Origin of the sequence: Gorillibacterium timonense (assembly GCF_001457415.1) — a bacterium.
Classification (GTDB): Bacteria; Bacillota; Bacilli; order Paenibacillales; family NBRC-103111; genus Gorillibacterium; species Gorillibacterium timonense.
In genome coordinates this window covers 543,451-566,185 of sequence record NZ_LN881722.1, presented here as the reverse complement: position 1 = coordinate 566,185, position 22,735 = coordinate 543,451, and the positions used below count along the sequence as shown (strand labels likewise).

The following is a 22,735-nucleotide window of genomic DNA, read 5'->3' as shown; positions in this document are numbered from 1 at the left end:
TTTCTCCTATCTTCACTACACTGGACAATTAATAACACTTGAGAAAAAAAGTAGAAAGTAAAGGTAACCGAGAATCAAAGAGTTAGGCATACGCAAGCTAATTATTTTCAGCTATTACTTTTATTAAATTTGGATAAGCAGCAACGGTTCTCAAGCTTTTAAGGTCTTTATCAATCCCAACATAAAGATATTGATTGACTTTTTTCATAGTTGTGATAGAAGCCTCAGTTCCATCCACAAATTTAAGTCTTTTTCCAATATGCAAATTATTATGGTTTATTTGCGTATCATCAAAAAGTAGATAATTTAATTTAACCCCCACCCCGTTTTCCCAGTTAACGTCAGATAAATCAGATAGACTAAAGCCATCTTCCAACTCATAGATTTTTTTTCCGTCAATTGAAGCCATAAAAAGCTTATCCACAGATACTCCGTCCGGCAGACTCACCTTAAGTACATCCACTTCTTTATTCCACCACTTGTAATCAGAACTTATTCGTATGGCATAGGAATGCGTTCCTTGCGACAAATCAAAAGCATACTCCCCTAATTCTTTGCCATATTTATTCTCCATCTGCAAAAATGCTTTTTCTTTTGTATTTGATTGAATCTTTGCAATGAACATTAAAGGCTGTCCTTTTATAGAATCCATCGGTATAAGCCTTACCACGCTGCTCCCCACAATGGGATTTACTAGAGCTGGGGCATCTTCATAAGTCGAATTCCCATCACCCTCAGCCCATAATTTGGCTATCTGCCCGATATCTCTTTTCCATATTTCCGGTTGCCCATCTATCCTGTTCAAATTCTGTTCTATCGAAATGTTTAGGATAGAAACCGAACTCATATCTGTACAAATTTTAAATTGTTTTGGTAATTTAGAAAGTGCTATTTCAATTGTCTTCTCACTATTTTTTGATTCATAAGTTTGTGTAACGGTTTCCGAAAACGAAGCCTCATCATCTCCACTAGACAGAATACTTAATTGACCTGAATACTCTGATTTGAACTTCATCTTAATGACAATGGACTTGTCAACTGAGGTAATTGGATTTTCTAAATCAAAACCTAGCCAATCAGACATCTCTCCCGTAAGTTCCGCTTTTTCTGAAGTTGCATCTATGATTAGAGAATTATCTTTGTCAACACGGACTTTGGCGTTTTGTGTTTTCAAGGCATATGCTGCTTCCTTATCAAAATTACCAATATAGATAGTCTTACTAAGTAGCCCTTTCTCCTTCAACTTATCTAGATAAATCTCTTTATTCTCCTTAGCAATATAAACATCAAACGTTCTCATACGAATGAGTGGGGAGTAATTTTCATTAATATACTCCGAAATCAAATAATACTTAAAGTCAACCGCAATACCATCTATATAACTCCATTGGTTTCCTGGAATAGGCATCAATACAATAGGGGGTTTGTTTTCCTTGATCTCATCAAGCATAAGTTCTTGAGATTTGTCGCCAGCTATAAGAAGAGGGGATTGATTAACATAAACAGGATTTTTCCGCCCTACAAGGGCATGGAAATAATTGTTAGAGGAAAAATCAAAATATGTTTCGTTTTTGTTCAATAAAGTATCAAGTATTACTTTTAATTCATTTACACTTGTTGGTTCTTCTCCACTAACCCTTGTACCATTAAAAGCACTAGGATGATCGTATTGCTCGTAATAATTTGCGGAATTTAACGCCTTTGAAACAAAAGAATTACTATACCTAAGAGAAGAGTAATTGGTACTTGCCAGAACAACTAATATAAGAGAAACGATTGAAAATCTTAAGACCTTATCTCTGCTACTTCCAAGTAGTGTACTTAATGAAACTATTGCAAAAGTAAAGGTACCTAAAACATAGATCAGTGTTCCTTCAGCAAGCGAATGTCTAACTATGCCTCTTGAAATATTAATTAAAGTAAAGCATGAGAAAAAAAGAAATGAGAGAAGACTCGCTTTGTTATCCTTTAATAGTTCTTTTTCTTGAAAAAAATAAAAGATGCAAACAATAAAAAATGATAAAACCAATAGAATAGGAAAAATATAGTACCCTAAAATAAATGGTATGCTGTGTATGTCTCCCATCGTAGGATAGGCCCAGCTTTGATTAGATTGACTGATTTTAATAAACTCAGTCATCCTTCTCAATGGATTGATACTCTTCGTTAAGCAAATCAAAACAAATGAAAACCCTATTGCAATTACAAAAACTAATCCAACACAATAAAACCTTATCAGTGATTTAAATTTAGTATCCTTTAGTAAAACCAAGGTATAGATGAAAACACCTGCTAGCAAAGCTGGGACGCCTAAATCCAATCTATACAAACACAGTAAAAATGCTACCGTCCAAAATTGTATACTATTTTTCACCCACTTTTTTTCCTTTATACACTTATAAATGAATAAAATTATTACAGCCGAAAATATATAGGTTATACCAAAAAGACTATCGATTAATGGAAAGGAAAAAACGAAAAAAAACGAATTAACACTTCCGATTAGTGGAACTAAAATGAAATACAGTACTATAATATACAGGATGAAAATATATTTATCATATAAAAAGGCTGCCCAGGGTTCATACCCATTAATTAAGGAATAGATGATTCCAAATAGTTGATTAGAGAGCATATGAGCATCGAAATTTTCTAAGAGAGGGATACTTCCGTACCTAAATAATTGATCAACTGCTAAACCATGATTAGCCATCTCAAAAAACTCATTACCAGCAGTGGTTAATCTTGAAGGCTGTGCAATTAAAACACCAATAGTCATAAGCATTACCGGGATATAAATCCGATAAATAAGTCTTTCATTATTTAGCACAAATTCTCGGTTATTGCGTATTTTAGATATTATTCGTTTACCAATTATAAAAAATAGGAGTATAGAACAAAGCAGAGTTACTACATATAATTCCTTACCTATATCCAAAACTAAATTAAATCGTTTGTTTGCGATGTTCAATCCCTCTAATAGAAATGATTGAGCAACCGCAGAACACATTATTGGCAGACTAGCCACAAAGATAAAAGATTTGAATTGTTCAGTACTGAATCCGAAATAATTCATAAGCACACTTTTCAATTTATCCCAAGACGCCACAACTAGAACATATATCGCTATCCACAAAAAAAATGCATATCCACTATCCTGTGAAAAACCAATTTTATTAAGAACAACACCCAAACTCAAATTCAATAAAACTTTTCCTCTAACAATTGTCCATATCATCAATGATAAAGGGATCGATATTAAAAAACACCATAATTGTGATAATAATCCTCCCTCTATCTTTTTGAGATTGATAAGATACATCATCACAAAACTACCGAGGAAATAAATGGCCACCTCCTGGGAAGAGGCCAAGAGACTCCCCCCCGCTCCTACTATTCCAATGATAGAGAGGTCTTTTATAACGCTGCATGAATTGCTTTTCATTAATAAAATTGAACTACCACAACTAAAAAATCGACTTAACAAAAAGAAAAATAAAATGAAGCAAAATATAAAGCCAACGAGAATTATATAATAAATATGAATCCGGCTACCAATACTAAGTCCACTAGCCGTTGCACCTGACATTAATCTATCCGAAAAGTCAGTAAGCTTTGGTATATAAGAAAATGAGTGGGACATAATTGGAATTGATACCAGTAAAGCAAAAAAAAGGGAAGGGTACAATAAGATAGTTTTTGTTCTTAAATCGTTTCTAATTGTCTCGATCATTTTTTATTACTCCTTTCGGGCTTAATCATAAAAATCAGCTTCTTCGCTATTTAGAAGGGATTCCCTTGCTAGACTTTAAACGGAGTAGCGGGTATAATAGGCTATCCAGCTTTGAGAAGCCTTGCGGCTTCGCCCTTTCGCAAGTCATCAAGCCCATAGAGGCTCAGTGTCAAGACCTAAGAACATAGTTCGGTCATTTTAAGAATACAGCGAGATCTTCGTCTCCCAAAACCGGAAACGGTGCTCTACTAAAATATGGAAATGAGCGGAGGGCGAGATGGAATCTGGAGAAACGAACAGTGATCGCCTTTATGAGCGGTTCCCACCATTAACGTCTTATTCCAATAAGGAACCATGCTGTAACAGCGATCGGAGGAACTATCTGCTCCACAGCGACTCCCTCGCCAAAAGTCAAACACTGATTTATAGTTTGAGCCACAATTAATTGATTCTTTGCAGCCCAAGCGAGAAGTCCTCAGTAGTCTTACTAAGATTAGGGTTATAGAAGGGGTCATTGTCTAATAGATCCCCCCACCGATTCTTCATCCACTCAATTTCTTTTCTAAAGCGCTCCTTTTTTTCGGGAGTATCTTCTTGCCCTCTGCTTTTAGATTCATAATGAATAAGCTTTACCTGTGGCAACCACACATTGTAATAGCCTTTGGAATAAACCTTGAGGCAAAAATCAACGTCGTTAAAAGCAACCTCGAGTTGTTCTTCTAAACCTCCAACTTCCATAAAAACATCTTTTCGGATCATTAAGCATGCCGCAGTTACTGCAGCATAATTGGTAATTGCTTTTAGTCGACTATAATAACCTCCATCATCTGAGGAAAAATATTTATGACTGTGCCCTGCTATGCCGCCAATCCCTAATATTACTCCAGCATGCTGTATCGTAAAATCTGGATAATATAAACATGCGCCAACGGCACCTATCTCCGGACGAATAGCCTGTCCAACCATATCGTCAAGCCAGTTATTGGAGATCACCTCTATGTCATTGTTTAACAATAGCAGCAGTTCTCCTGAAGCCACTTCAGCGCCATAATTATTTATTTTTGAATAATTAAAAGGAATATCATATTGATATGTTTTAAATCTATGCCCTTCTTTTTGACCCCAGTAATCATACAAGTCAAATATAGCCTGTTCTGTGCTGCCGTTATCGATGACAATAACTTCAAAATTTTGATATTCAGTCTTCAAGAAGATGGACTCTAGGCAATTACTGAGGATGGTAGCCATATTTCTAGTTGGAATAATTATTGATACCTTTGGATTCCCTTTTGGCTCAAACTTTAAATGATACACATTAGGGTGATCTTCGATAGATTCTACAGTAGCTAACCATTTTCGTCTTACTACAGCATCCTCTAGTGCTTTTAAACCCGCCAAATGGGTATAACTCTTTGAAGATCCGCTTGAAGCGGTAGAACTTGGTATCGCCCTCCAATGATACAATATCTTTGGAATATGATGGATGCTCCTTGTGAGTTCTGTAACCCTAAGCATTAAATCATAGTCTTGACTTCCCTCATAACCTGTTCGAAATCCCCCAACCTTGTCCACTAAACTTTTCCTGTAAATCGTAAAGTGGCAAGTGTACATCTGAGAAGTTAACAAATCGGGAGACCAGTCCGGTTTAAAAAACGGAGCAAATCGTTCTCCCTGTATAGTGATCTTATCTTCGTCACTATAGATTACATCAGCGTTATGTATATTATTCATGAGCAGCACGTTTTCGTATAATGCATCTTCGGTTAACTCATCATCATGGTCTAGTAGTCCGATGAACTCCCCTGTTGCTAGGGTTAGGGCAGTGTTACTTGATCTTGAGATATGTCCATTCTCGCTTCGGTAGATGACTTTAATGCGACTATCCATATTTTTGTATTCATCCAGAACCCTTTTAATATGCTTTTTGGTTGAAGCGTCGTCTGAAATGCACAATTCCCAATTCGCATATAACTGATTTCGGACAGAATCTATACACTTTCTTAACCATTCCTCTTCGACATTATACACAGGAAGAATAATGGATATAAGCGGTAGATATCCAAAAGTGCTTAAATCATCCAACTTTTGCGTTTTAGTTTTATCCATACCCGTTCTGATTTCTAGCCACTTATGATAATTCATGGAAATGCTGCTATTATCAACCTCTAACACGCGTTTAGCTTTGAACCAAAGTGACTTCAGGTTACCAGACTTCACTAGAACGAAAGTCTTTTTCATTAAAGGTAACATCCCAGCAAAACCTCTTTGATTAATGAATCTTTTTACAGCTCTAACTAAAATCGATAGCCTACTTACTTTCCTAATTTTGAGATCTCTAAATGCAAAAGTAGTTTCCTTCTCGCCGGGATCTAATCGAACCGAAACAGCGTCTTTAGGAATATAACAGAAGATTTTTTGAATCGAGCTTGCTTTTGATATTCCTCCAATGATCTGAGTTCGGTTTTCACTAAACCCTTCACCATTATCCCAATACATCTTTAATTGAATCCATTCATCGGCTTCCGAATACCAAATTAATTGATTCCAGCCGCGAATTATTCTTCCTTCTACAAAAAAGCTTGGATCTGAACCAGTCGAAACCCATCGATCCCCCTCAATCTTCAGATCATTAATAGGCAGTAATGATAGTTTGCACTTAACTCCCACTGATCCCATCAAAGTAAATAGAAAGCCCTTAATAATTGATGCCAAAAAATCACCTTCTCATTATGTTATTTACGCAGAACTCGTTTTATTTTAGTCAAGTAAGTCCAACCTCTTGATGAATAAATTGAGTTCAATTCTTTCTCTCTGTCATCATTTATTAATTGAACCTCTTGAATGGAATGAACTAGCTCATGGTTGATTGTCTTTAAACCTTCTATTTGAAGTTCGGATTGATCGTACTTAAATTTAAGTTCGTTATGTGCAGTCCTTAGTTCGTTATGAGAACTCTTTAACTCGTCATGTGCGGTCAAAATTTCGTCATAAGCTCTCATATTATTTATATAATCATCACTAAGTGTGTTATATTCCATCTTCAGATTATTCAGATCGCCTTCTACTGCGTTAATGGCATCATTTAATTGTCTTCTTTCAATATCAAACGCATTAACCTTTCTTCTTTCCTGTTCTTCCTTTTGAAGCATGATTTCAGTGAAGTAATCGATTAGAGAAGCGGAGGAGTCCTCCTGATGAAGAGGCATACAATCAAACGAAATCTGATTTATTGACGTCTCCGTTTTGAAATACATAACAATACAAGGGTCATCTTCTATAAAAAGATAATTATTCCTGAAGTTGTGGAGATAATTTCCCGTTATCATATAATCTTCTTCTTTTAATATTCCGCTATCCTCTATATGAAGACGTATATTATCAATCCTAAAGGTACCTTTAAAATTGGATGGATCAATCCTTATCGACTTTAGTTTACGATTATTCAATTCGATCCTGAAATGCTGCTTATTATTAATTACTTTCAAGCTACCATCTTCGAAAAACCCCATGCCTTCATCCAAAAATAACTGTAGAAAATCAGTCGGAGGAGCGACTACAGGTGGAATAGAACTCAGTGCCAAAAAAGTTTGTTCCATCCTGTAGAATGTCTCCATATCCGAATTTCTTTCTTGCAAATCAACATGCCTGCTGGGAAGGTAAGCCAAATCGACTGTCTTTGAAACGACGCATATTTTTCTATAGGAAAGATCTCCATAATCATTTTTATAGATGTGGCTATTATAAAATATATCCATTTCTTTCCTGTATTCCGACAACCGACTATCTTGTGCTGCAATAAAATGGATATTCATCATTCTTTCCCATACCTGAATATCGCCATGACTAGTGATAGAGTAAGGCAGTTGATGAAATTTTAAATGAGCGATTAGCTTCTCTATCTTCGGTAGTCCATTTGATCGGTGCTCTTCTAACCAGATGAAATCATTGCTAAATATTGATCTATAAACAGCATTAACTCTACGTTCAGCTTCTACTACCAAATCGGAGTGAAAGGGGGCTGTAATAACAAAGAAGTCTGAACTAACCCGATATAATTCATCAATAAATTTATCACGATCTTCTTCAAAAATGTGTTCGAAAACGTCAAGAGCGACCACAATGTGGTAGTGATTATTAGCAAAATCCATAGCCGTAGCATCCCCTAGTATATACTGGGGGTTATCCTTCAAATGCTCAGGTAGTTGGATATCCAGGTAAGTAATTTGGTCATTAGGTAAAAACTTTTCAAGATTCTGATGCTCGTTAGCACCAACCTCTAATATATTAAAAACCTGCCCAGTTTTCCGGAGAGAGTTAATAATATCCGTAACGTTCTGATAACGTTGATACTGGTCAAAAAGAACATCAATCACTTCAGTACCTCCCATTTATGCTTAATATAAACAAGTCCCTCTGAAAAGTACTTATTGGTTATAGTGAAGGTCAGAGCACTTTCTTTATAGTGGATATTAACAATTCCTTCATTATTAAATAGTCCAACATCCAAGCAATAAGTACCTCCCAATAACGGAAGTTGCGGAATCCGGTAGATAACTTTGTGCCTCCCCATTTTGTTCGGGATCTCAACCTTTTCCAAATGGGTGTTTGGACCAAAGATATAATCTCGATTGGGTGTATAAATAGCAGCGCCTAAAAGCAAATCTTCGATGGATTCTTCGTAGACTTCATATTCAATTTCAACGATCAATTCTTCAAATGTTCGAAAGAATGTCTTGTTTATTTGGACATCTGTAATCAGGGCCAAAATGTCGGGATTAGCTGGAAGAACAAAATCTTTTTCAATAGAAACACGATCTTTGACTTCTCTAACTTCGATTTCCTGAAGTGGCTGTTCGATGTCATTTCTCATATAGTCTTCATAAAGATCTACGATTTCACTTGATTCACCTAATGCTGCAACTTCTCCACTTTTAATCCAAACAGCCTTGTTGCAAAATCGCTTAACCTGCTCTGATGCATGCGATACGAATAAAATAGTAGTCCCACTATTCTTAAGGTCTTTCATTTTATCAATGCACTTGGTCTGAAATCGGGTATCACCTACTGCTAATGCCTCGTCGACAATCAAAATATCAGGTTCCACATTGATCGAAACTGCAAATGCGAGTCTTGCGAACATACCACTTGAATAGATTTTCACAGGTTGTTCAATAAACCCCCCTATATCGGCAAATTCAATCACGGAGTCGATTTTCTCACTCATTTTTTCTCGACTAAACCCCATCATCATCCCATTTAGGTAGATATTCTCTCGACCTGTATATTCCGGGTTAAACCCGGCCCCTAGTTCTAGGATGGCGGATACCTTTCCTTTAATATCAATAGTTCCGCTAGTTGGAGTTAGCACACCCGTAATCAACTTTAATAAAGTTGACTTCCCGGATCCGTTTTTCCCCAAAATTCCAATAGCATCCCCCTCTTCGACCGTTAAATCGATCCCGTTCAAAGCTATAAAATCCTTGTGATAACTTTTCTTTCGTGGATCAATCGCCTCTTTAAAGCGATCAGACGGATTATCATAAAGTTTATATTTTTTTACGAGGTTTTCAATCTTAATAACTTCTTTCACTTTTTTCACCCCTAAAGAACATCAGGAAAATGCGGTTTTAGCCTTTTAAAAATTTTATGCCCTACAGTAAATGATACGAGACAAAATAACCAAAAATAAACTGTTTGATAGGGATGCTGGGTAAACCAAATATGATCAATTAATGTGTCCCTATAGCCCTGGACGATGTAAAACATTGGATTCAATTTAAAGATATTTCCCCAAAAGTCTGATAGCATACTTATTGACCAGCCGATTGGAGTAAACCAGAACCCCATTTGAAGAATAACACTAATTATTTGATTCAGGTCTTTGAAAAAGAGAAGTACAGAAGAAGTCATTAACGAAAGAGAAACAACCAAGGCAAATAAAGCAACGATATAGTAAATTAATTGTATACTATATAACGTTGGATAAATTCCGTAAAAGGAATAGATCGCAAAAATGAAAATGACAAAAAACATTTGAATAAAAAATGCGGAAAAGATTTTAACAAGAGGTAACAACTCAACTTTAAATACAACTTTCTTTACGAGGTAGTTATACTCGATAAAAGCATTCGTTGAACTGGACAGTGCGTCCGAAAAAAAGAACCAGGGGATTATCCCGGCAATAAACCAAATAATAAATGGAGTCTGCCCCATGTTCCCGCTTCGCAAACCAACTTGAAAAACAAACCAGTAGGTCGTTATCGTTAATAATGGATTAATAAATCCCCACAAGACTCCCAAATAAGATGAAGCATACTTTGTTTTAAAATCATTCTTAGCTAGGTTTAAGACAAGTGTCCTATTGTTAATGAAGTCTTTGATAAATTGTATGCTTTCTTTTGCATATCTCGAAATGAGGTAAAAACCACCAGCTACAAGTAAACTAAAAATGATTGATATTACATTTTTCTTTAAGTCCCTACCTTTTTCTGCGGCGGAAAAATAGGAGCTCGCATCAAAGTAAATAAAGGGATCATTCCCAGTGGATCTTAACTGGTAGGTATTTTTTTGCTTCCCCGCTTGGACTGCTGCTTGATTTAATCGAAGCTCTACAGTTCCTAGATCAACAATAACACCTGAATTCCCCTTGATTTCCAAACCCCGAATGGTAACTGTATTATCGACAGTATCCCCAAAATCAATTCTTACATAGTGAGATTTAGGAAGTGAGAATTTAAGCTTCATCCATTCGCCAGGATGATCATAACTTAAACGTGCAGATTTATCCTCAGTCCAATTGTTGGTATCATCTGAGTAAAACATCTGATAATGAGTCTCTTGCAAGGAGCTAACTTCCATTTTCAACGAGAACTCATTAGGATTGTTGTAATAGGCATCAAAAAAGTGAAACGAAAAAAACAAAAGAACAAGTGAAAAAAAAGGGATGGCTACGCGTTTAAAAACCTTCATCTTATCTTGCTACTCCTAACTTTTCAGGGTCGATAAACAATGCCCACATTTTTCAAGGGATCTAAACATCTCTAAAACTCCTCAGACCAACTGGATAAGGAGATTAAAATCCAGTATACGGTAAAAATGCAATGTAGTCTACAATCGCACGGCGGCTAATTATACCTGATTGTATTTTGGGTTGAGATGCGCTTGCTTATAAATATTTCGTTTCAGAGCACAATTGATTCCCTCTCATTCGACATATATAGTGATACTAACAATATACCGCAAGTCAGACTGTAATCAACAGGAAAAGTCATCACTATCGGCGGGATAAGATATTTTTCAACATTGGGCACTTGGGAAAATAGTTACCTTTTTGTAATTACTCGAATAGACAAATCACAAATTGTCGGCGTAAAATGTAAATAGTTGTGAATCGAGGAATTAAAAAAACTCAAGTACTATAACAAGCAAGGAGAGCTGAATACAAAATGAAGGGCATCATTCTCGCGGGGGGCAGCGGAACGCGCCTCTACCCACTTACGATGGTCACAAGCAAGCAATTGCTCCCCGTCTATGACAAACCGATGATCTACTATCCCTTGTCCACTCTTATGCTAGCCGGTATTCGAGAGATTTTGATTATATCGACACCGGACGACACACCGCGGTTCGAGAATCTTCTGGGAGATGGCTCTCAATTCGGCATCTCGCTCCAATACAAGATTCAGCCCAGCCCGGATGGTCTTGCCCAAGCCTTCCTTTTAGGAGAGTCTTTCATCGGAGGCGACTCGGTGGCGATGGTATTGGGCGACAATATTTACTATGGCAACGGCATGACCCAGATTCTCAAACGTGCTGCCACCAAAACGCGAGGTGCCACGGTTTTTGGCTATCATGTTCCTGATCCGGAACGTTTTGGCGTGGTAGAGTTTGATGATAGGGGTAAAGTCCTCAGTGTTGAGGAAAAGCCCATACATCCGAAATCCAATTATGCAGTAACCGGGCTCTATTTCTACGACAATCGTGTGGTCTCCATCGCCAAAGAGGTCAAGCCTTCGGCCCGTGGCGAGCTTGAGATTACCTCAATCAATGAAGCCTATTTGAAACTTGAAGAGTTGGACGTCGAATTGCTAGGCCGCGGTTTTACCTGGTTGGACACCGGTACGCATGAAAGCTTAGTGGACGCGACGAATTTCGTCCGGACAATCGAAGACCATCAAGGCATCAAGATATCCGCCCCAGAGGAAATCGCCTACATCAACGGATGGATCACGAGAGAACACTTGCTGGAATGTGGACAAAAGCTGAGCAAGACCGGATACGGGCAATACCTGATCAAGGTAGCGACCGGAAAAATTGTCTATTAATTCTACATACAGAAAGAGTGGATCAAAATGAAATTTACCGAGACGAATCTATCGGGCGTTCTCGTCGTGGAACCAACCGTCTTTGGCGATCATCGCGGATGGTTCATGGAGACGTACAGTGAATCCAAATTTAAAGAGCAAGGGCTGAACAATTCGTTCGTTCAGGATAATCAATCGTATTCAGCCGTCAAAGGTACGCTGCGCGGTCTGCATTTCCAACTGAACCCAAAAGCTCAAAGCAAGCTGGTTCGCTGTACCCGCGGCTCTCTCTTCGATGTTGCTGTGGATATCCGCCAAGGGAGCCCGACATACGGTAAGTGGTTCGGTATTGAACTGACGGCCGAAAATAAGAAACAACTTCTCATCCCCAAAGGATTCGCTCATGGTTTTATGACCCTGACCGATGACGTAGAGATTCAATACAAATGCGACGAGCTGTACGCTCCGGAATGCGATGGCGGCATTCGTTGGAACGACCCCGACATCGGCATCGAATGGCCTCTACATGTCACCCCGGTGCTGTCAGCCAAGGATGAAATCGCGCCGCTGTTGAAGGATGCGAAAATGAATTTTTCGTATTAGCACATAGATCGCATCAGTAAGTGTAAGCAAGAGCCCTCGGCCCTTGAATTTAAGCTTCATCCTAACATCCATTGCTCATGTTCTGGGGTCACGTTTAATCGTGAATCCGAGCATGAGCTTTTTGTCTTTAATTATCCTATCACAAGAAATCGAGTAATCTCCAAAATTGGTGAAATAATTTTTCCAAAGATTCGTGCAACCTTCTTCCTCTTTTCAATGTTTAATAGATAGCGTTCCTGTTTATAAACTGGAGTACACAATAATTATTGCTAGTTATACTCAAGCAATGATTTTTTTGAAAGATTAGGAATTCATTCTATATTGTGGTTTTCCCCCATTTGAATTAGTATAGTAAGAGTTACCTTTTTTCCATATAACAACATAATGTTACATGTTATTCCGAAAAAGGGATCTAGTTAGTCAAGAAAGGAGGTGAAATACGGAATGACAAATAACTTCTTAACCACTAATAACCGCAAGGAAAGGAGTGCCCACCTCTTGAAAACGTCTATTAAAAGGAAAGTTTCCGGCCTTTTAGCAACTCTGCTTATCTTATCGGTCATGATCCCCGCACTGGCTTTTGCTGCATCGATCAAGATCGACAACTACGATTACAATGGTAACCTGAACGGTTCCGTGTACGAAGATACGTATGTCGGAAGCACGGTCTATGTAACGGTCTATGATTCCACTTATACACATTGGAAAGTGGTACAGGCTACATATGATACCACTTACAAGAGCGGTTACCGATATATCTTCAACTTCACCGCGTTGGAAAGTACCTATGATCCAGCTGTCGTGAAGTATGTATATGGAGTCAACAAAGCCACTTATGACACGATGAACCGTGCCTCGTACTCAGGGGGCGGCGGAATCTACGTCCCACCGGCTTCGGGAGATGTGAGCATCGATGCCAACGGCAAAGCGAATGCCGATCAATTGGCTGCTCTGCTTCAGAAGGATGAGAATGCCAAGGTGAAATTCCCTGGTGAATTCGTTCTTCTGCCTTCCTGGGTGCTGTCGAAGGGTAAAGTGCTGACGGTAGAAAACGATTACGGCACCTACACGCTGCCGCTTACCAAGCTGGACGCAGAAGCGCTTGCCAAGAAAGTCGGAGTCGCGCTGAACGAACTGTACATCCGCGTAACGATTGCGAAAGTATCTGACGCAACGCGGGCTGATGTAACGAAAGCAGCTTATGCTGAGGATGCTACCCTGCTTGGCAACGTGATCGACTTCAAGGTTCAAACTGAAGCTACAGGTAAAACAGCCGCTGACGTTGATTTTGGCAAAACCTACGTGAAGCGTACGATTAAGCTTGATTCTGCCCTCGGCAAAATTAACACGCTGGCTTCTACCGGAGTTCTGTACGACGCAGCAGGCAAATCCATCATCTTCGTTCCTTCTTCTTTCGCTGCGGTTGGAGATAAATCCGAAGTCGCCATCTGGCGGGTAGGGAACTCTATCTACGCCCCAGTAGAAACGAAGAAAACCTTCACCGATATCAGTACTCATTGGGCGAAGGTCGACATTCAAAGCCTTGCGAACAAGCTTGTGGTAGAAGGGTATAACAACCGCTTCCTACCGCAAAGCGACATCACCCGTGCCGAATTCACAGCGATTGTCGTTCGCGCCCTCGGCTTGACGACGACCGGCGCCAAATCGGCTGGCTTTAAGGATGTTGCCAGCACGATGTGGTATGCAGATGTGATCAACACGGCGGCTCAAGCTGGCCTTGTTGAAGGCAACGGCGACGGCACCTTCAAACCGAATGCCAAGATCAGCCGTGAAGAAGTCGCTGCCTTGGTACTCCGCGCTCTTGCCTACACGGGCAAGGACGTGACGGTATCGACTGCCGACAAAGCGGCCGCTCTGAAGCCTTATACGGATGCAGCTAAAGTATCCGCTTGGGCCAAGGACGAAGTGGCAACTGCTGTTAAGCTGGGTCTGATCAAAGGATACACGCCTACCACGATCAAAGGACAGCTGAACGCAACCCGCGCCGAAGCTGTTACGCTGATCAAGCGTCTCCTGGATACCGCTGGCTTTACGAACTAATCCTCTGAGATCCGAAAAGGGGCCGATTCCTCGGGAATCGGCCCTTTTTCTATTGCTGATCGCTTCCTCTCAAGTCAAGTCTATTTAAGAAATGATTTAATAACCCTTGCTGCAAAAGAAAAGAACCGTCAGGAAGCCAGTTGCTTCTCCGAACGGTTCTTTTGGTTGTATGCTTCTTCCCTCTTAACCTCTTTATTTCTTGCCTTGCAAGAGCTGCTCGATGACGGTCTTCTCGTTGGCATCCTTAGCGATGAGCTTGTCATACCAAGTCCGATCGGGATTCCCTTGTTTATCCAGAGCAGCCGCATAGTAGCGGGCAATCTCGAGGTTCTGGGGGTCTCCGAGGTTTTCATCGAGGTATGGCTGCAAGATCTCCGACACAGCTGCATAATCTCCCTGGTAATAGTGGATCTGGGCAACCGGAAGCGCAATGCCTTTGCTGATCTGCAGCGGATTTCCAATCGCGATTGCCTTGGGAATCTCATTCATCTGAGCGATATGGTCTTGCGCTTGCTTATATCTCTGAAGAGCCGTATCCCAGTTAGCCTCGCCCAATTGGTAATGAAGACCGATGACCCTTTCATAGTAAACCGTATTCCAAGGGTTTCGTCTTAGCATTTCTTCTGCAATCGGCAATGCATCCGCCGGTTTACCCGCTTCCATAGCCCAACTAAAACGATATTCGTAAGGTTCAATGAGGTTGGGTTCCTTCCGATCCAGCTTTTTCAAGATTGCCTCTCCCTGCTCGGCATACTTCATATCCTTGGTCTGAGAGAAAGCCTGATTATAGATGTCGACTTGCATGAGTCGATAATCGATATTCGACTTCTGAAAGGTGCTTGCATCTGTAAGCAACCCTGTGGTCTCCTCCAAATTGATTTGACCACTTGCCATGCTCGTTACGGTGGCCATCGCTTTGTTGCTGCCTATGGTAGCCTGGAATGAGACTATGATCATAACGAGGGAGAGAGCGCCTAGCAGCCCAGGATAAGCCCACCGGTAACGGTTGAGCACATGTTGGGTAGAAGTTTCCTTCTCTTCATTTCCCGAACGAGAGGTTCCGAGCATTCCGCCTAGGCAAAGAAAGAACAGCGCGCCCATAAAAGCGTAGCTCATATCAAAATCGATAAAGCTGTGGGCGAGAAGACCAATTGCGATGATGAAGAAAGCCAGGGAGCTTGGGGAATCCTGAATTTTCTTACCGCGGCTGCGGATATGCAGGAAAAAGACAATCCCAACAAAAACGAAGGTGATAAGAAGTCCCACCACCCCGATATCAATCAACACTTGGAAAAAGAAGTTATGCGCTTGACGGCTTGTGTAGGGATAGCTTTGATACATATGGTAAAGGTTTGTCCATCCCCCGCTGCCCGTTCCGAAGAAAAGATAGTCCTTGGCGATCTTCCAGGAATCCAGGTAGAAGTATCCTCTTTCGCGCACGCTGTGCTGATTGAAGTTAATGTTCTCCAAGCGCTGCTGCAAGGAATCCGGAAGAACATTGCCTAGCGGTGTAGCAAGCAGAAGAACGAACAAAAGTCCACCGGCAACGATCACCGCAACCGGAAACCACAGATTGGAGTATCGAAGCTTGGATTCGACTTTCCCCTCCGTGAACCATTTGTCCGCCCCATAGCGAATGAGGACAGCTATCAAAGCGCTCAGGATCGAGACCCCGATGAGGATAGCCCAGGTCTTGATCATCAAGCCCGTATCAAATGTTTCCAACAGCTTGATTCCGTTATTGGTTACCGACGAGGAGATGAGGACAGCCGCGAGTCCCGCAATAAAGAGCTCCGCCGTCATCACCAATTGCACCGTAAATCTCACAAAAGGCAAAACAACGAGAAAGAGAACAGGCAGCAGCACCCAGCCGCCGCGAGACAAAGTCAGCAAAAGCGAAACCAGTGCAGGAACAAGGAAGAAAGCATGGGCGAAGGTCAACCAGCGCTTGGAAGCTGTTGCACTCAGATAAAGACCTGCCAGCAGCAAGGCAATCAAAAATCCCGCGTATGTATTCGCATAAGTAAACACAGAGCTAAGACGGGTTCCGGTTCCATCTATGATGACATATCCTTTATTCGGAACATTGCCCAGCCATGTCATAAAGCCAAAAATGATTACCGCATATGCGGAAGCTAAGATACCATGAACGAGCAGGGCCGCCCCTTTCTTAAACCGGACAAGTGCAGCTCCAATCGAAAAAAAAGCGGCGAACATAAGCTGCACGTAAAACCCTTGAAGCGAAGTAAAGAAGGATACCCCGCGGAAGATTCCAATAAAGTAGCATAGGGGAATTAACCAAACCGCAAAAATCAGATAGTCGGCCTTCTTCTGAATCGAAAAGAAATAATAAGAGAAGAAAGCCAGTAACAATAGAGCAATGAACGAAAAAGTCAGAGCCGTATTCGTGGGGTCTTGGAATTTAATACCGATCGAATAATTGAATTCGTTATGGTTGGATTGAAACAATCCTTTGGAGAACGGGGCAATGAACAGAAAGCCAATCGTAAACAGCATGATCGCCCAATATAGGATCGAGTGCTGGACTTTCTCATCCGTCCTCCGCAATACAGTCTGCGGGGTTTTCTTTTTCGCGCTGCTCATGTCCAAACTCCTTCGACTTCTTAGTACACCTCACGATAAGGGCCTTCTGCTATTCTATGTCACAATATGACATTAGGCAATAGAAATGGCATTCGGAAACCTTAAGCGAGTATGTCTTCATCCTTTCCCTATAGCGTAAAAAACTCTATAAGCCCTCCGCCTCAATGTCGCGCAGACCTGTGATTATCCTGCGACTATCGGGCCCTCCTTGTACCCTAAAGTCATCCATCCTCCGCACCGTTTCCGGTTTATCATCAACGGGACCTAGAGGCATATTTTAAGCGCAAGCCATTGCTACTACCTCAACGAAGGTATTCATTAATAGAGTAAGTTACGCCCGGTTTATGAGCTCGGCTATACTATTAAACGTCGGAGGAGTTAAGGCGAGCGGAAAGCGGCTGCACACCGTCGCTGCCGTCGCTGCCGCGAATTTTACGATATCTTCATCCGACATTTTCTTGAAAACACCGAAAATGGCACCGGCCTTGAAGCTGTCTCCTGCTCCCAGCGTGCTTTCCACCTCTACCTTGTAGGGTGTGATGCGGCGGATAGGTTCGTTTTTTCGACCGTACATAATTTCTCTTGATCCGAAGGTGAAGATAACAAGCCCGTCGGTACTTTCCGTATAGATTTTGAACACATCATCCGCGTTCTGATCGGGGTATGTACTTCTCAGAAACTCGCTAGACACGACATTTACCTCGCAGTACCGGTGCATAACGGTTTCAGGGCGGCAATCGATGGTAACATATTTTTTGTTAAGCTCATGACAGATTCGAGCGGTGAGTTCAGATTGCTCCATAAAAAAGGGGTCAAGCCCCACGACTTCCGCATTCGCGATATCTTCTCTAACCGGTGTATTCCACCTTCTCACGGGGGCGGAAAAATAGGCATTAAAAGTACCAAAGCAGTTTCTTGTATGCCCGCCGATGATCACCATATCCTCTACGCCATCGAACGTCGGATCCTCAAAAACCCGCGTCATATCCACCTCGAATCGTCCAACGAGATGCTTTTGCAGCAACTCCATCGTTTTCCTCCCCTGATAGTTACCGTCCACCTTGACCGAACACCCCAGTGATGCCAATACGATCGAACAACTTCCCGTTTCACCTCCGGGCAAAACGTGACTCTCCCTAATCTCGCAGTAATCATCCGCTTCCGGAAAATCGCCTTTTAGCAAGTACATGGTCGTGACCAGCGTCATTCCATACAGATACACATCATGCTTCTGCATCCTTATCCACCTCAATCGAATTAAATTTTACCGTGAATGTATCTCTCACATGGATCTATTACCAATTTACCCCAACAGAGCAACTGGCACAAGATTTGAGTTCAGACCCCAAACCCCATACGAAATAGATCACTCGGACGGGAAACGCGTTGCTGTTTGCAAACCTGAAAGAGAAAACTCCAACAAAAATTGGAGCCATAGAACAGAAAGAGACTTCTCAGCAACTGAGAAGTCTCTTTCTGTTCTATGTGATCATACTGTGGGCAATCCGGATTCCTCCGAAGAGAAACTCTTGATGCTGCAGGCTTCAAGCCTAGCTTACATCATGCCGCCCATTCCGCCCATGCCACCCATATCCGGCATTGCGGGTTTGTCTTTCTCGGGTTTGTCGGCAATGACGGCTTCGGTCGTCAGGAACATAGCGGCGACGGAAGCGGCGTTTTGCAGCGCGGAGCGGGTAACCTTGGCCGGGTCAACGATACCGGCGTTGAACATGTTCACCCATTCGTCGGTAGCGGCGTTGTAGCCAATGCCGACTTCTTCGCTCTTCAAGCGTTGAACCACGACGGAGCCTTCTTGGCCGGCGTTGGTGGCGATGATGCGAACCGGCTCTTCCAGAGCGCGAAGAACGATGTTGACACCGGTCTTCTCGTCGCCGGTTGCTTCAACGGCTGCAACCGCGCTGTAGACGTTGACGAGAGCCGTACCGCCACCGGAGACGATGCCTTCTTCAACCGCAGCGCGGGTGGAGTTCAGGGCGTCTTCGATGCGAAGCTTACGTTCCTTCAGCTCGGTTTCGGTAGCAGCGCCGACCTTGATGACGGCTACGCCGCCAGCGAGCTTGGCCAGGCGTTCTTGCAGCTTTTCTTTATCGAACTCGGATGTGGTTTCTTCGAGTTGCGCTTTGATTTGGGAGATGCGAGCGCCGATGTCCTTCTTGTCGCCATTGCCATCCACGATGATGGTGTTTTCTTTGGTGACGCGAACTTGGCGAGCGCGGCCGAGTTGGTCGATCGTCGTGCTCTTCAGGTCGAGGCCGAGCTCTTCCGTGATGACTTGAGCGCCGGTGAGGGCGGCGATGTCCTGCAGCATGGCTTTGCGGCGATCGCCGAAGCCCGGAGCCTTAACGGCTACGCAGGTGAACGTTCCGCGCAGCTTGTTGACGATCAGCGTAGCTTGCGCTTCGCCTTCCACGTCTTCCGCGATGATGATCAGCGGACGGCTTTGTTGAACGACTTTTTCCAGAACCGGCAGGATCTCTTGGATGTTGGAGATCTTCTTGTCGGTGATCAGGATGAACGGATCGTCGAGGACGGCTTCCATCTTGTCCGTGTCGGTGATCATGTACGGGGAGATGTATCCGCGGTCGAACTGCATCCCTTCAACGACTTCCAGCTCGGTGGTGAAGCCTTTGGATTCTTCAACGGTGACAACGCCGTCGTTGCCGACCTTTTCCATCGCTTCGGCGATCAGTTGGCCGAGCTCTTCGTCGGCTGCGGAGATCGAAGCGACTTGGGCGATGGATTTCTTGCCTTCGATCGGCTTAGCGATCCGGGCAAGTTCTTCTATTGCCGCTTTAACGGCTTTCTCGATCCCGCGGCGGATGACCATCGGGTTGGCGCCAGCCGTAACGTTCTTCAAGCCTTCGCGGATCATCGCTTGGGCGAGAACGGTAGCGGTCGTCGTGCCGTCACCGGCTACGTCGTTGGTTTTGGTCGCCACTTCTTTGACCAACTGAGCGCCCATGTTTTCGAAGGCGTCTTCCAGTTCGATTTCCTTGGCGATGGTTACGCCGTCATTGGTGATGAGCGGGCTTCCGAATTTCTTTTCCAGTACAACGTTGCGGCCTTTCGGGCCGAGGGTTACTTTAACGGCGTTAGCCAGAGCGTCGACCCCGCGCAGCATCGCGCGGCGAGCGTCTTCGCCAAATTGAATGTCTTTTGCCATGACGAGTCATACCTCCCGATTATAGTTAGGTTTATACAGCGGCGGCAAGGCGCCGGGTGAGTGTAAGCTAGTAGGTTCCCGGGTGCATAGGGGCTGTCCGGGTTTCTCGCATCCCGACTATTCCAGGATGGCAAGAATATCGCTTTCGCGCATGATCAGCAGTTCGCGGCCTTCATATTTCACTTCGGTTCCCGCATACTTCGAGAAGATGACACGATCGCCTTCCTTCACTTCGAGCGCGATCCGTTCGCCATCCTTGAGGGCTCCGCTGCCGACGGCAACGACTTTGCCTTCTTGCGGCTTTTCTTTCGCCGTGTCCGGCAGTACGATTCCGCTCTTCGTCGTTTCCTCCTTCGCCACAGCCTCGATAATTACGCGATCGCCCAAGGGTTTGATCATGGAAAAACGGCCTCCTTTGTTTTATGTACCTTTTTTACGTTTTAGCACTCGATCATCGTCAGTGCTAACAACACTATCTATAATACGGGTTTTGGGACTTCAATGCAAGTGGCTGGGCCGCAAAAAAACAATTTCAATTGTAAAGCTTTAGCCAGATTTCGATCATAACCGAAGCGGCCAGAAGGAAGCGACAGTGAAAAGTCGGAGGAGCGGCAAAGCGCCAAGCTTAAACAACTGTGATGAAGCCGCCATAGGAAGCGATAACCGTCCAGTCTAGTACGCTGTCAACTTAAAAGCCGTGCTGTTAGCACCTCTTTCCATACCGTTTGGCGCCGTTTCCTATCCACACGATTAAAGCTGACGGCGCACTAGCCGCTTTCCTGTTCGCTTCTTAAGGCTGCCGGATAACACAGCAAAAACCCCCATGTCTATAAAAAAGCGGCCCTATCGGCCGCGGATCATACAAAAGCTCCCGTTAAAAATATTCATTGAAGGGAGCCGGATTTCCCGAGAGAATGCTGAGGGCGTGAGGCAGAACGTTCAAAATGGCGGCTAAGCTTTCGTGGACACCGCGCGGATCTCCAGGGAGATTGATGATCAGCGACTGGCCGCGCACGCCCGCGACGGAGCGGGACAACATCGCAAACGGAGTGCGCTGAATGGCTGCGTAGCGCATGGCCTCCGGGATTCCCGGAACGAGACGGTCCGTGACCTCCCTGGTCGCTTCCGGTGTCACATCCCGCGCGGCCATTCCGATTCCCCCGGTGGTGAGGATCAGATCCGCCCGATAATAATCCGACAATTCGATCAGGGATGCGATGATTTCGTTCTTCTCATCCGGCACCACGCGATGTTCGACGATCTCTCCGCCGAGTTCTTCTTCCACCATCTCGCGGATAACCTGGGCACTGGTGTCTTCGCGTTCTCCCCGCGCGCCTTTGTCGCTGGCCGTGATGATTCCAACCTTCCAGCGCATGGAACTCTCCTCGCTTTCTATGTAGAAAGTTTCACTTATCGATTTCTAAATCTTTCTTGCCTCTTACCGGCACAGAACCGTACGGCTCTCCGTAACGAGGCATCCAATGCGGATATCATGCTCCTCTGTCGGTACATGGGAAACAAGCTGAAGATCGAATGCGGCTGCTATCGTACGAGTTGGTGTTTCCTTCCGACCGGTGCTTGCCTCCATTTGAGCCTGCTCCGTCAAAACGGTGCCTCCCAAAAAACGGTCGTAATACCCGCCGCCGTAGCCGAGTCTGCCGCCTGTCAAGTCAAATGCGACTCCCGGCACCAGGATGAGCGCCGCTTTCCCGGCATCCTCCTCCGAAACAAGGGGACATTCCCGCTTCGGCTCGCGTATTCCCCAGACGCCCGGTTCCAGATCTCTCGCGCTCTGCACCCTTCTCCATTCCAGTCTGCGCGGATTTCGCAAAGCGCGGGGGGCCGCCACAGGGATGTCGCGCTGCCAGAGCCATTCGATAGCCGGCATGAGATCCGGTTCGCTGCCAAAAGGAAGGTACACCAGCACCGGATATGCTAGCGGCTTATCTCCATTCGCCAGAAGCTGGATGGAGAACTCCGCGCAAAGTCGCTGGCACAAGGCCTTCGTCCGTTCGGCGCGTTCCTCCGGTGACAGCGCAGCGCGAAGACGGAGCATGTCCTCCCGCATGCGGTTTTTCGGAGCTGCCGCGTCCATATCTCTCCTGCCTTTCGAAGGAAAAGCTGCATGTTCGTTCCTGAATCCCTCCTATTGTATCATAGCGGCTGGGCAAGAAAAAGCAGGAACAAACGCGTGTTTTTCCTGGATATCCACGGGTTTCTTCCTGCTGCACAGCTATCGCGATTATG

Annotated in this window: 14 protein-coding genes; 3 read left to right on the top strand and 11 right to left on the bottom strand. The window is 43.5% G+C overall.

The annotated features are described in order from the left end of the window. Positions 1-97 precede the first annotated feature (97 nt). The 5 genes from BN2684_RS07035 to BN2684_RS23855 form a co-directional block, all read right to left on the bottom strand. On the bottom strand, positions 98-3,733 hold the full coding sequence (locus BN2684_RS07035) for a hypothetical protein (protein ID WP_148449911.1): 3,636 nt from the start codon (positions 3,731-3,733) through the stop codon (positions 98-100). Positions 3,734-4,174: 441 nt separating this feature from the next. Next, entirely contained in the window at positions 4,175-6,445 is a 2,271-nt protein-coding gene (locus BN2684_RS07025; RefSeq protein ID WP_234340180.1) for a glycosyltransferase family 2 protein, read from the bottom strand. Between the two features lie 20 nt (positions 6,446-6,465). Further along, positions 6,466-8,106, bottom strand: coding sequence for a class I SAM-dependent methyltransferase (locus tag BN2684_RS07020; RefSeq protein WP_058301438.1), 1,641 nt, complete (start codon positions 8,104-8,106; stop codon positions 6,466-6,468). Beyond that, positions 8,103-9,323 carry an ABC transporter ATP-binding protein gene (locus tag BN2684_RS07015; protein ID WP_058301437.1) on the bottom strand — a complete coding sequence of 407 codons (1,221 nt, stop codon included), beginning with the start codon at positions 9,321-9,323 and terminating at the stop codon, positions 8,103-8,105. The genes BN2684_RS07020 and BN2684_RS07015 overlap by 4 nt, the downstream gene beginning before the upstream one ends. 11 nt (positions 9,324-9,334) lie before the next feature. Next, positions 9,335-10,702, bottom strand: a complete 1,368-nt coding sequence (locus tag BN2684_RS23855) for an ABC transporter permease (protein ID WP_082651809.1) — start codon at positions 10,700-10,702, stop codon at positions 9,335-9,337. A gap of 476 nt (positions 10,703-11,178) precedes the next feature. Between BN2684_RS23855 and rfbA the strand changes: the two genes are divergently transcribed. From rfbA to BN2684_RS06995, 3 genes are all read left to right on the top strand, one after another. Further along, positions 11,179-12,057, top strand: coding sequence for a glucose-1-phosphate thymidylyltransferase RfbA (gene rfbA, locus BN2684_RS07005; protein WP_058301436.1), 879 nt, complete (start codon positions 11,179-11,181; stop codon positions 12,055-12,057). Positions 12,058-12,084: 27 nt separating this feature from the next. Then, positions 12,085-12,639 (top strand): dTDP-4-dehydrorhamnose 3,5-epimerase, encoded by a 555-nt coding sequence (gene rfbC, locus BN2684_RS07000; protein ID WP_058301435.1) that lies wholly within the window; start codon positions 12,085-12,087, stop codon positions 12,637-12,639. Positions 12,640-13,137: 498 nt separating this feature from the next. Next, complete coding sequence (locus tag BN2684_RS06995) at positions 13,138-14,700, top strand: S-layer homology domain-containing protein (protein ID WP_058301434.1); 1,563 nt, start codon at positions 13,138-13,140, stop codon at positions 14,698-14,700. Between the two features lie 192 nt (positions 14,701-14,892). Here BN2684_RS06995 and BN2684_RS06990 read toward each other — a convergent pair whose 3' ends face one another. The 6 genes from BN2684_RS06990 to BN2684_RS06965 all read right to left on the bottom strand — a co-directional run bounded on the left by BN2684_RS06990 (position 14,893) and on the right by BN2684_RS06965 (position 22,583). Next, positions 14,893-17,304, bottom strand: a complete 2,412-nt coding sequence (locus BN2684_RS06990) for an O-antigen ligase family protein (protein ID WP_058301433.1) — start codon at positions 17,302-17,304, stop codon at positions 14,893-14,895. Between the two features lie 331 nt (positions 17,305-17,635). Continuing rightward, positions 17,636-18,541, bottom strand: a complete 906-nt coding sequence (locus BN2684_RS06985; RefSeq protein ID WP_058301432.1) for a carbohydrate kinase family protein — start codon at positions 18,539-18,541, stop codon at positions 17,636-17,638. 318 nt (positions 18,542-18,859) lie between these two features. Then, complete coding sequence (gene groL / locus BN2684_RS06980) at positions 18,860-20,488, bottom strand: chaperonin GroEL (protein WP_058301431.1); 1,629 nt, start codon at positions 20,486-20,488, stop codon at positions 18,860-18,862. 117 nt (positions 20,489-20,605) lie between these two features. Beyond that, complete coding sequence (gene groES / locus BN2684_RS06975) at positions 20,606-20,887, bottom strand: co-chaperone GroES (RefSeq protein ID WP_058301430.1); 282 nt, start codon at positions 20,885-20,887, stop codon at positions 20,606-20,608. A gap of 475 nt (positions 20,888-21,362) precedes the next feature. After that, complete coding sequence (locus BN2684_RS06970) at positions 21,363-21,863, bottom strand: MogA/MoaB family molybdenum cofactor biosynthesis protein (RefSeq protein WP_058301429.1); 501 nt, start codon at positions 21,861-21,863, stop codon at positions 21,363-21,365. 63 nt (positions 21,864-21,926) lie between these two features. Beyond that, a complete protein-coding gene (locus BN2684_RS06965; RefSeq protein WP_058301428.1) occupies positions 21,927-22,583 on the bottom strand; it encodes a 5-formyltetrahydrofolate cyclo-ligase in 657 nt (218 codons plus the stop codon). Positions 22,584-22,735 lie beyond the last annotated feature (152 nt).

Bases quoted from the DNA above. Each gene is read 5' to 3' on its own strand.
- BN2684_RS07035 (WP_148449911.1), bottom strand. From the start codon at position 3,733: ATGATCGAGACAATTAGAAACGATTTAAGAACAAAAACTATCTTATTG.
- BN2684_RS23855 (WP_082651809.1), bottom strand. From the start codon at position 10,702: ATGAAGGTTTTTAAACGCGTAGCCATCCCTTTTTTTTCACTTGTTCTT.
- rfbA (WP_058301436.1), top strand. From the start codon at position 11,179: ATGAAGGGCATCATTCTCGCGGGGGGCAGCGGAACGCGCCTCTACCCA.
- rfbC (WP_058301435.1), top strand. From the start codon at position 12,085: ATGAAATTTACCGAGACGAATCTATCGGGCGTTCTCGTCGTGGAACCA.
- BN2684_RS06990 (WP_058301433.1), bottom strand. From the start codon at position 17,304: ATGAGCAGCGCGAAAAAGAAAACCCCGCAGACTGTATTGCGGAGGACG.
- BN2684_RS06985 (WP_058301432.1), bottom strand. From the start codon at position 18,541: ATGCAGAAGCATGATGTGTATCTGTATGGAATGACGCTGGTCACGACC.
- groL (WP_058301431.1), bottom strand. From the start codon at position 20,488: ATGGCAAAAGACATTCAATTTGGCGAAGACGCTCGCCGCGCGATGCTG.
- groES (WP_058301430.1), bottom strand. From the start codon at position 20,887: ATGATCAAACCCTTGGGCGATCGCGTAATTATCGAGGCTGTGGCGAAG.
- BN2684_RS06970 (WP_058301429.1), bottom strand. From the start codon at position 21,863: ATGCGCTGGAAGGTTGGAATCATCACGGCCAGCGACAAAGGCGCGCGG.
- BN2684_RS06965 (WP_058301428.1), bottom strand. From the start codon at position 22,583: ATGGACGCGGCAGCTCCGAAAAACCGCATGCGGGAGGACATGCTCCGT.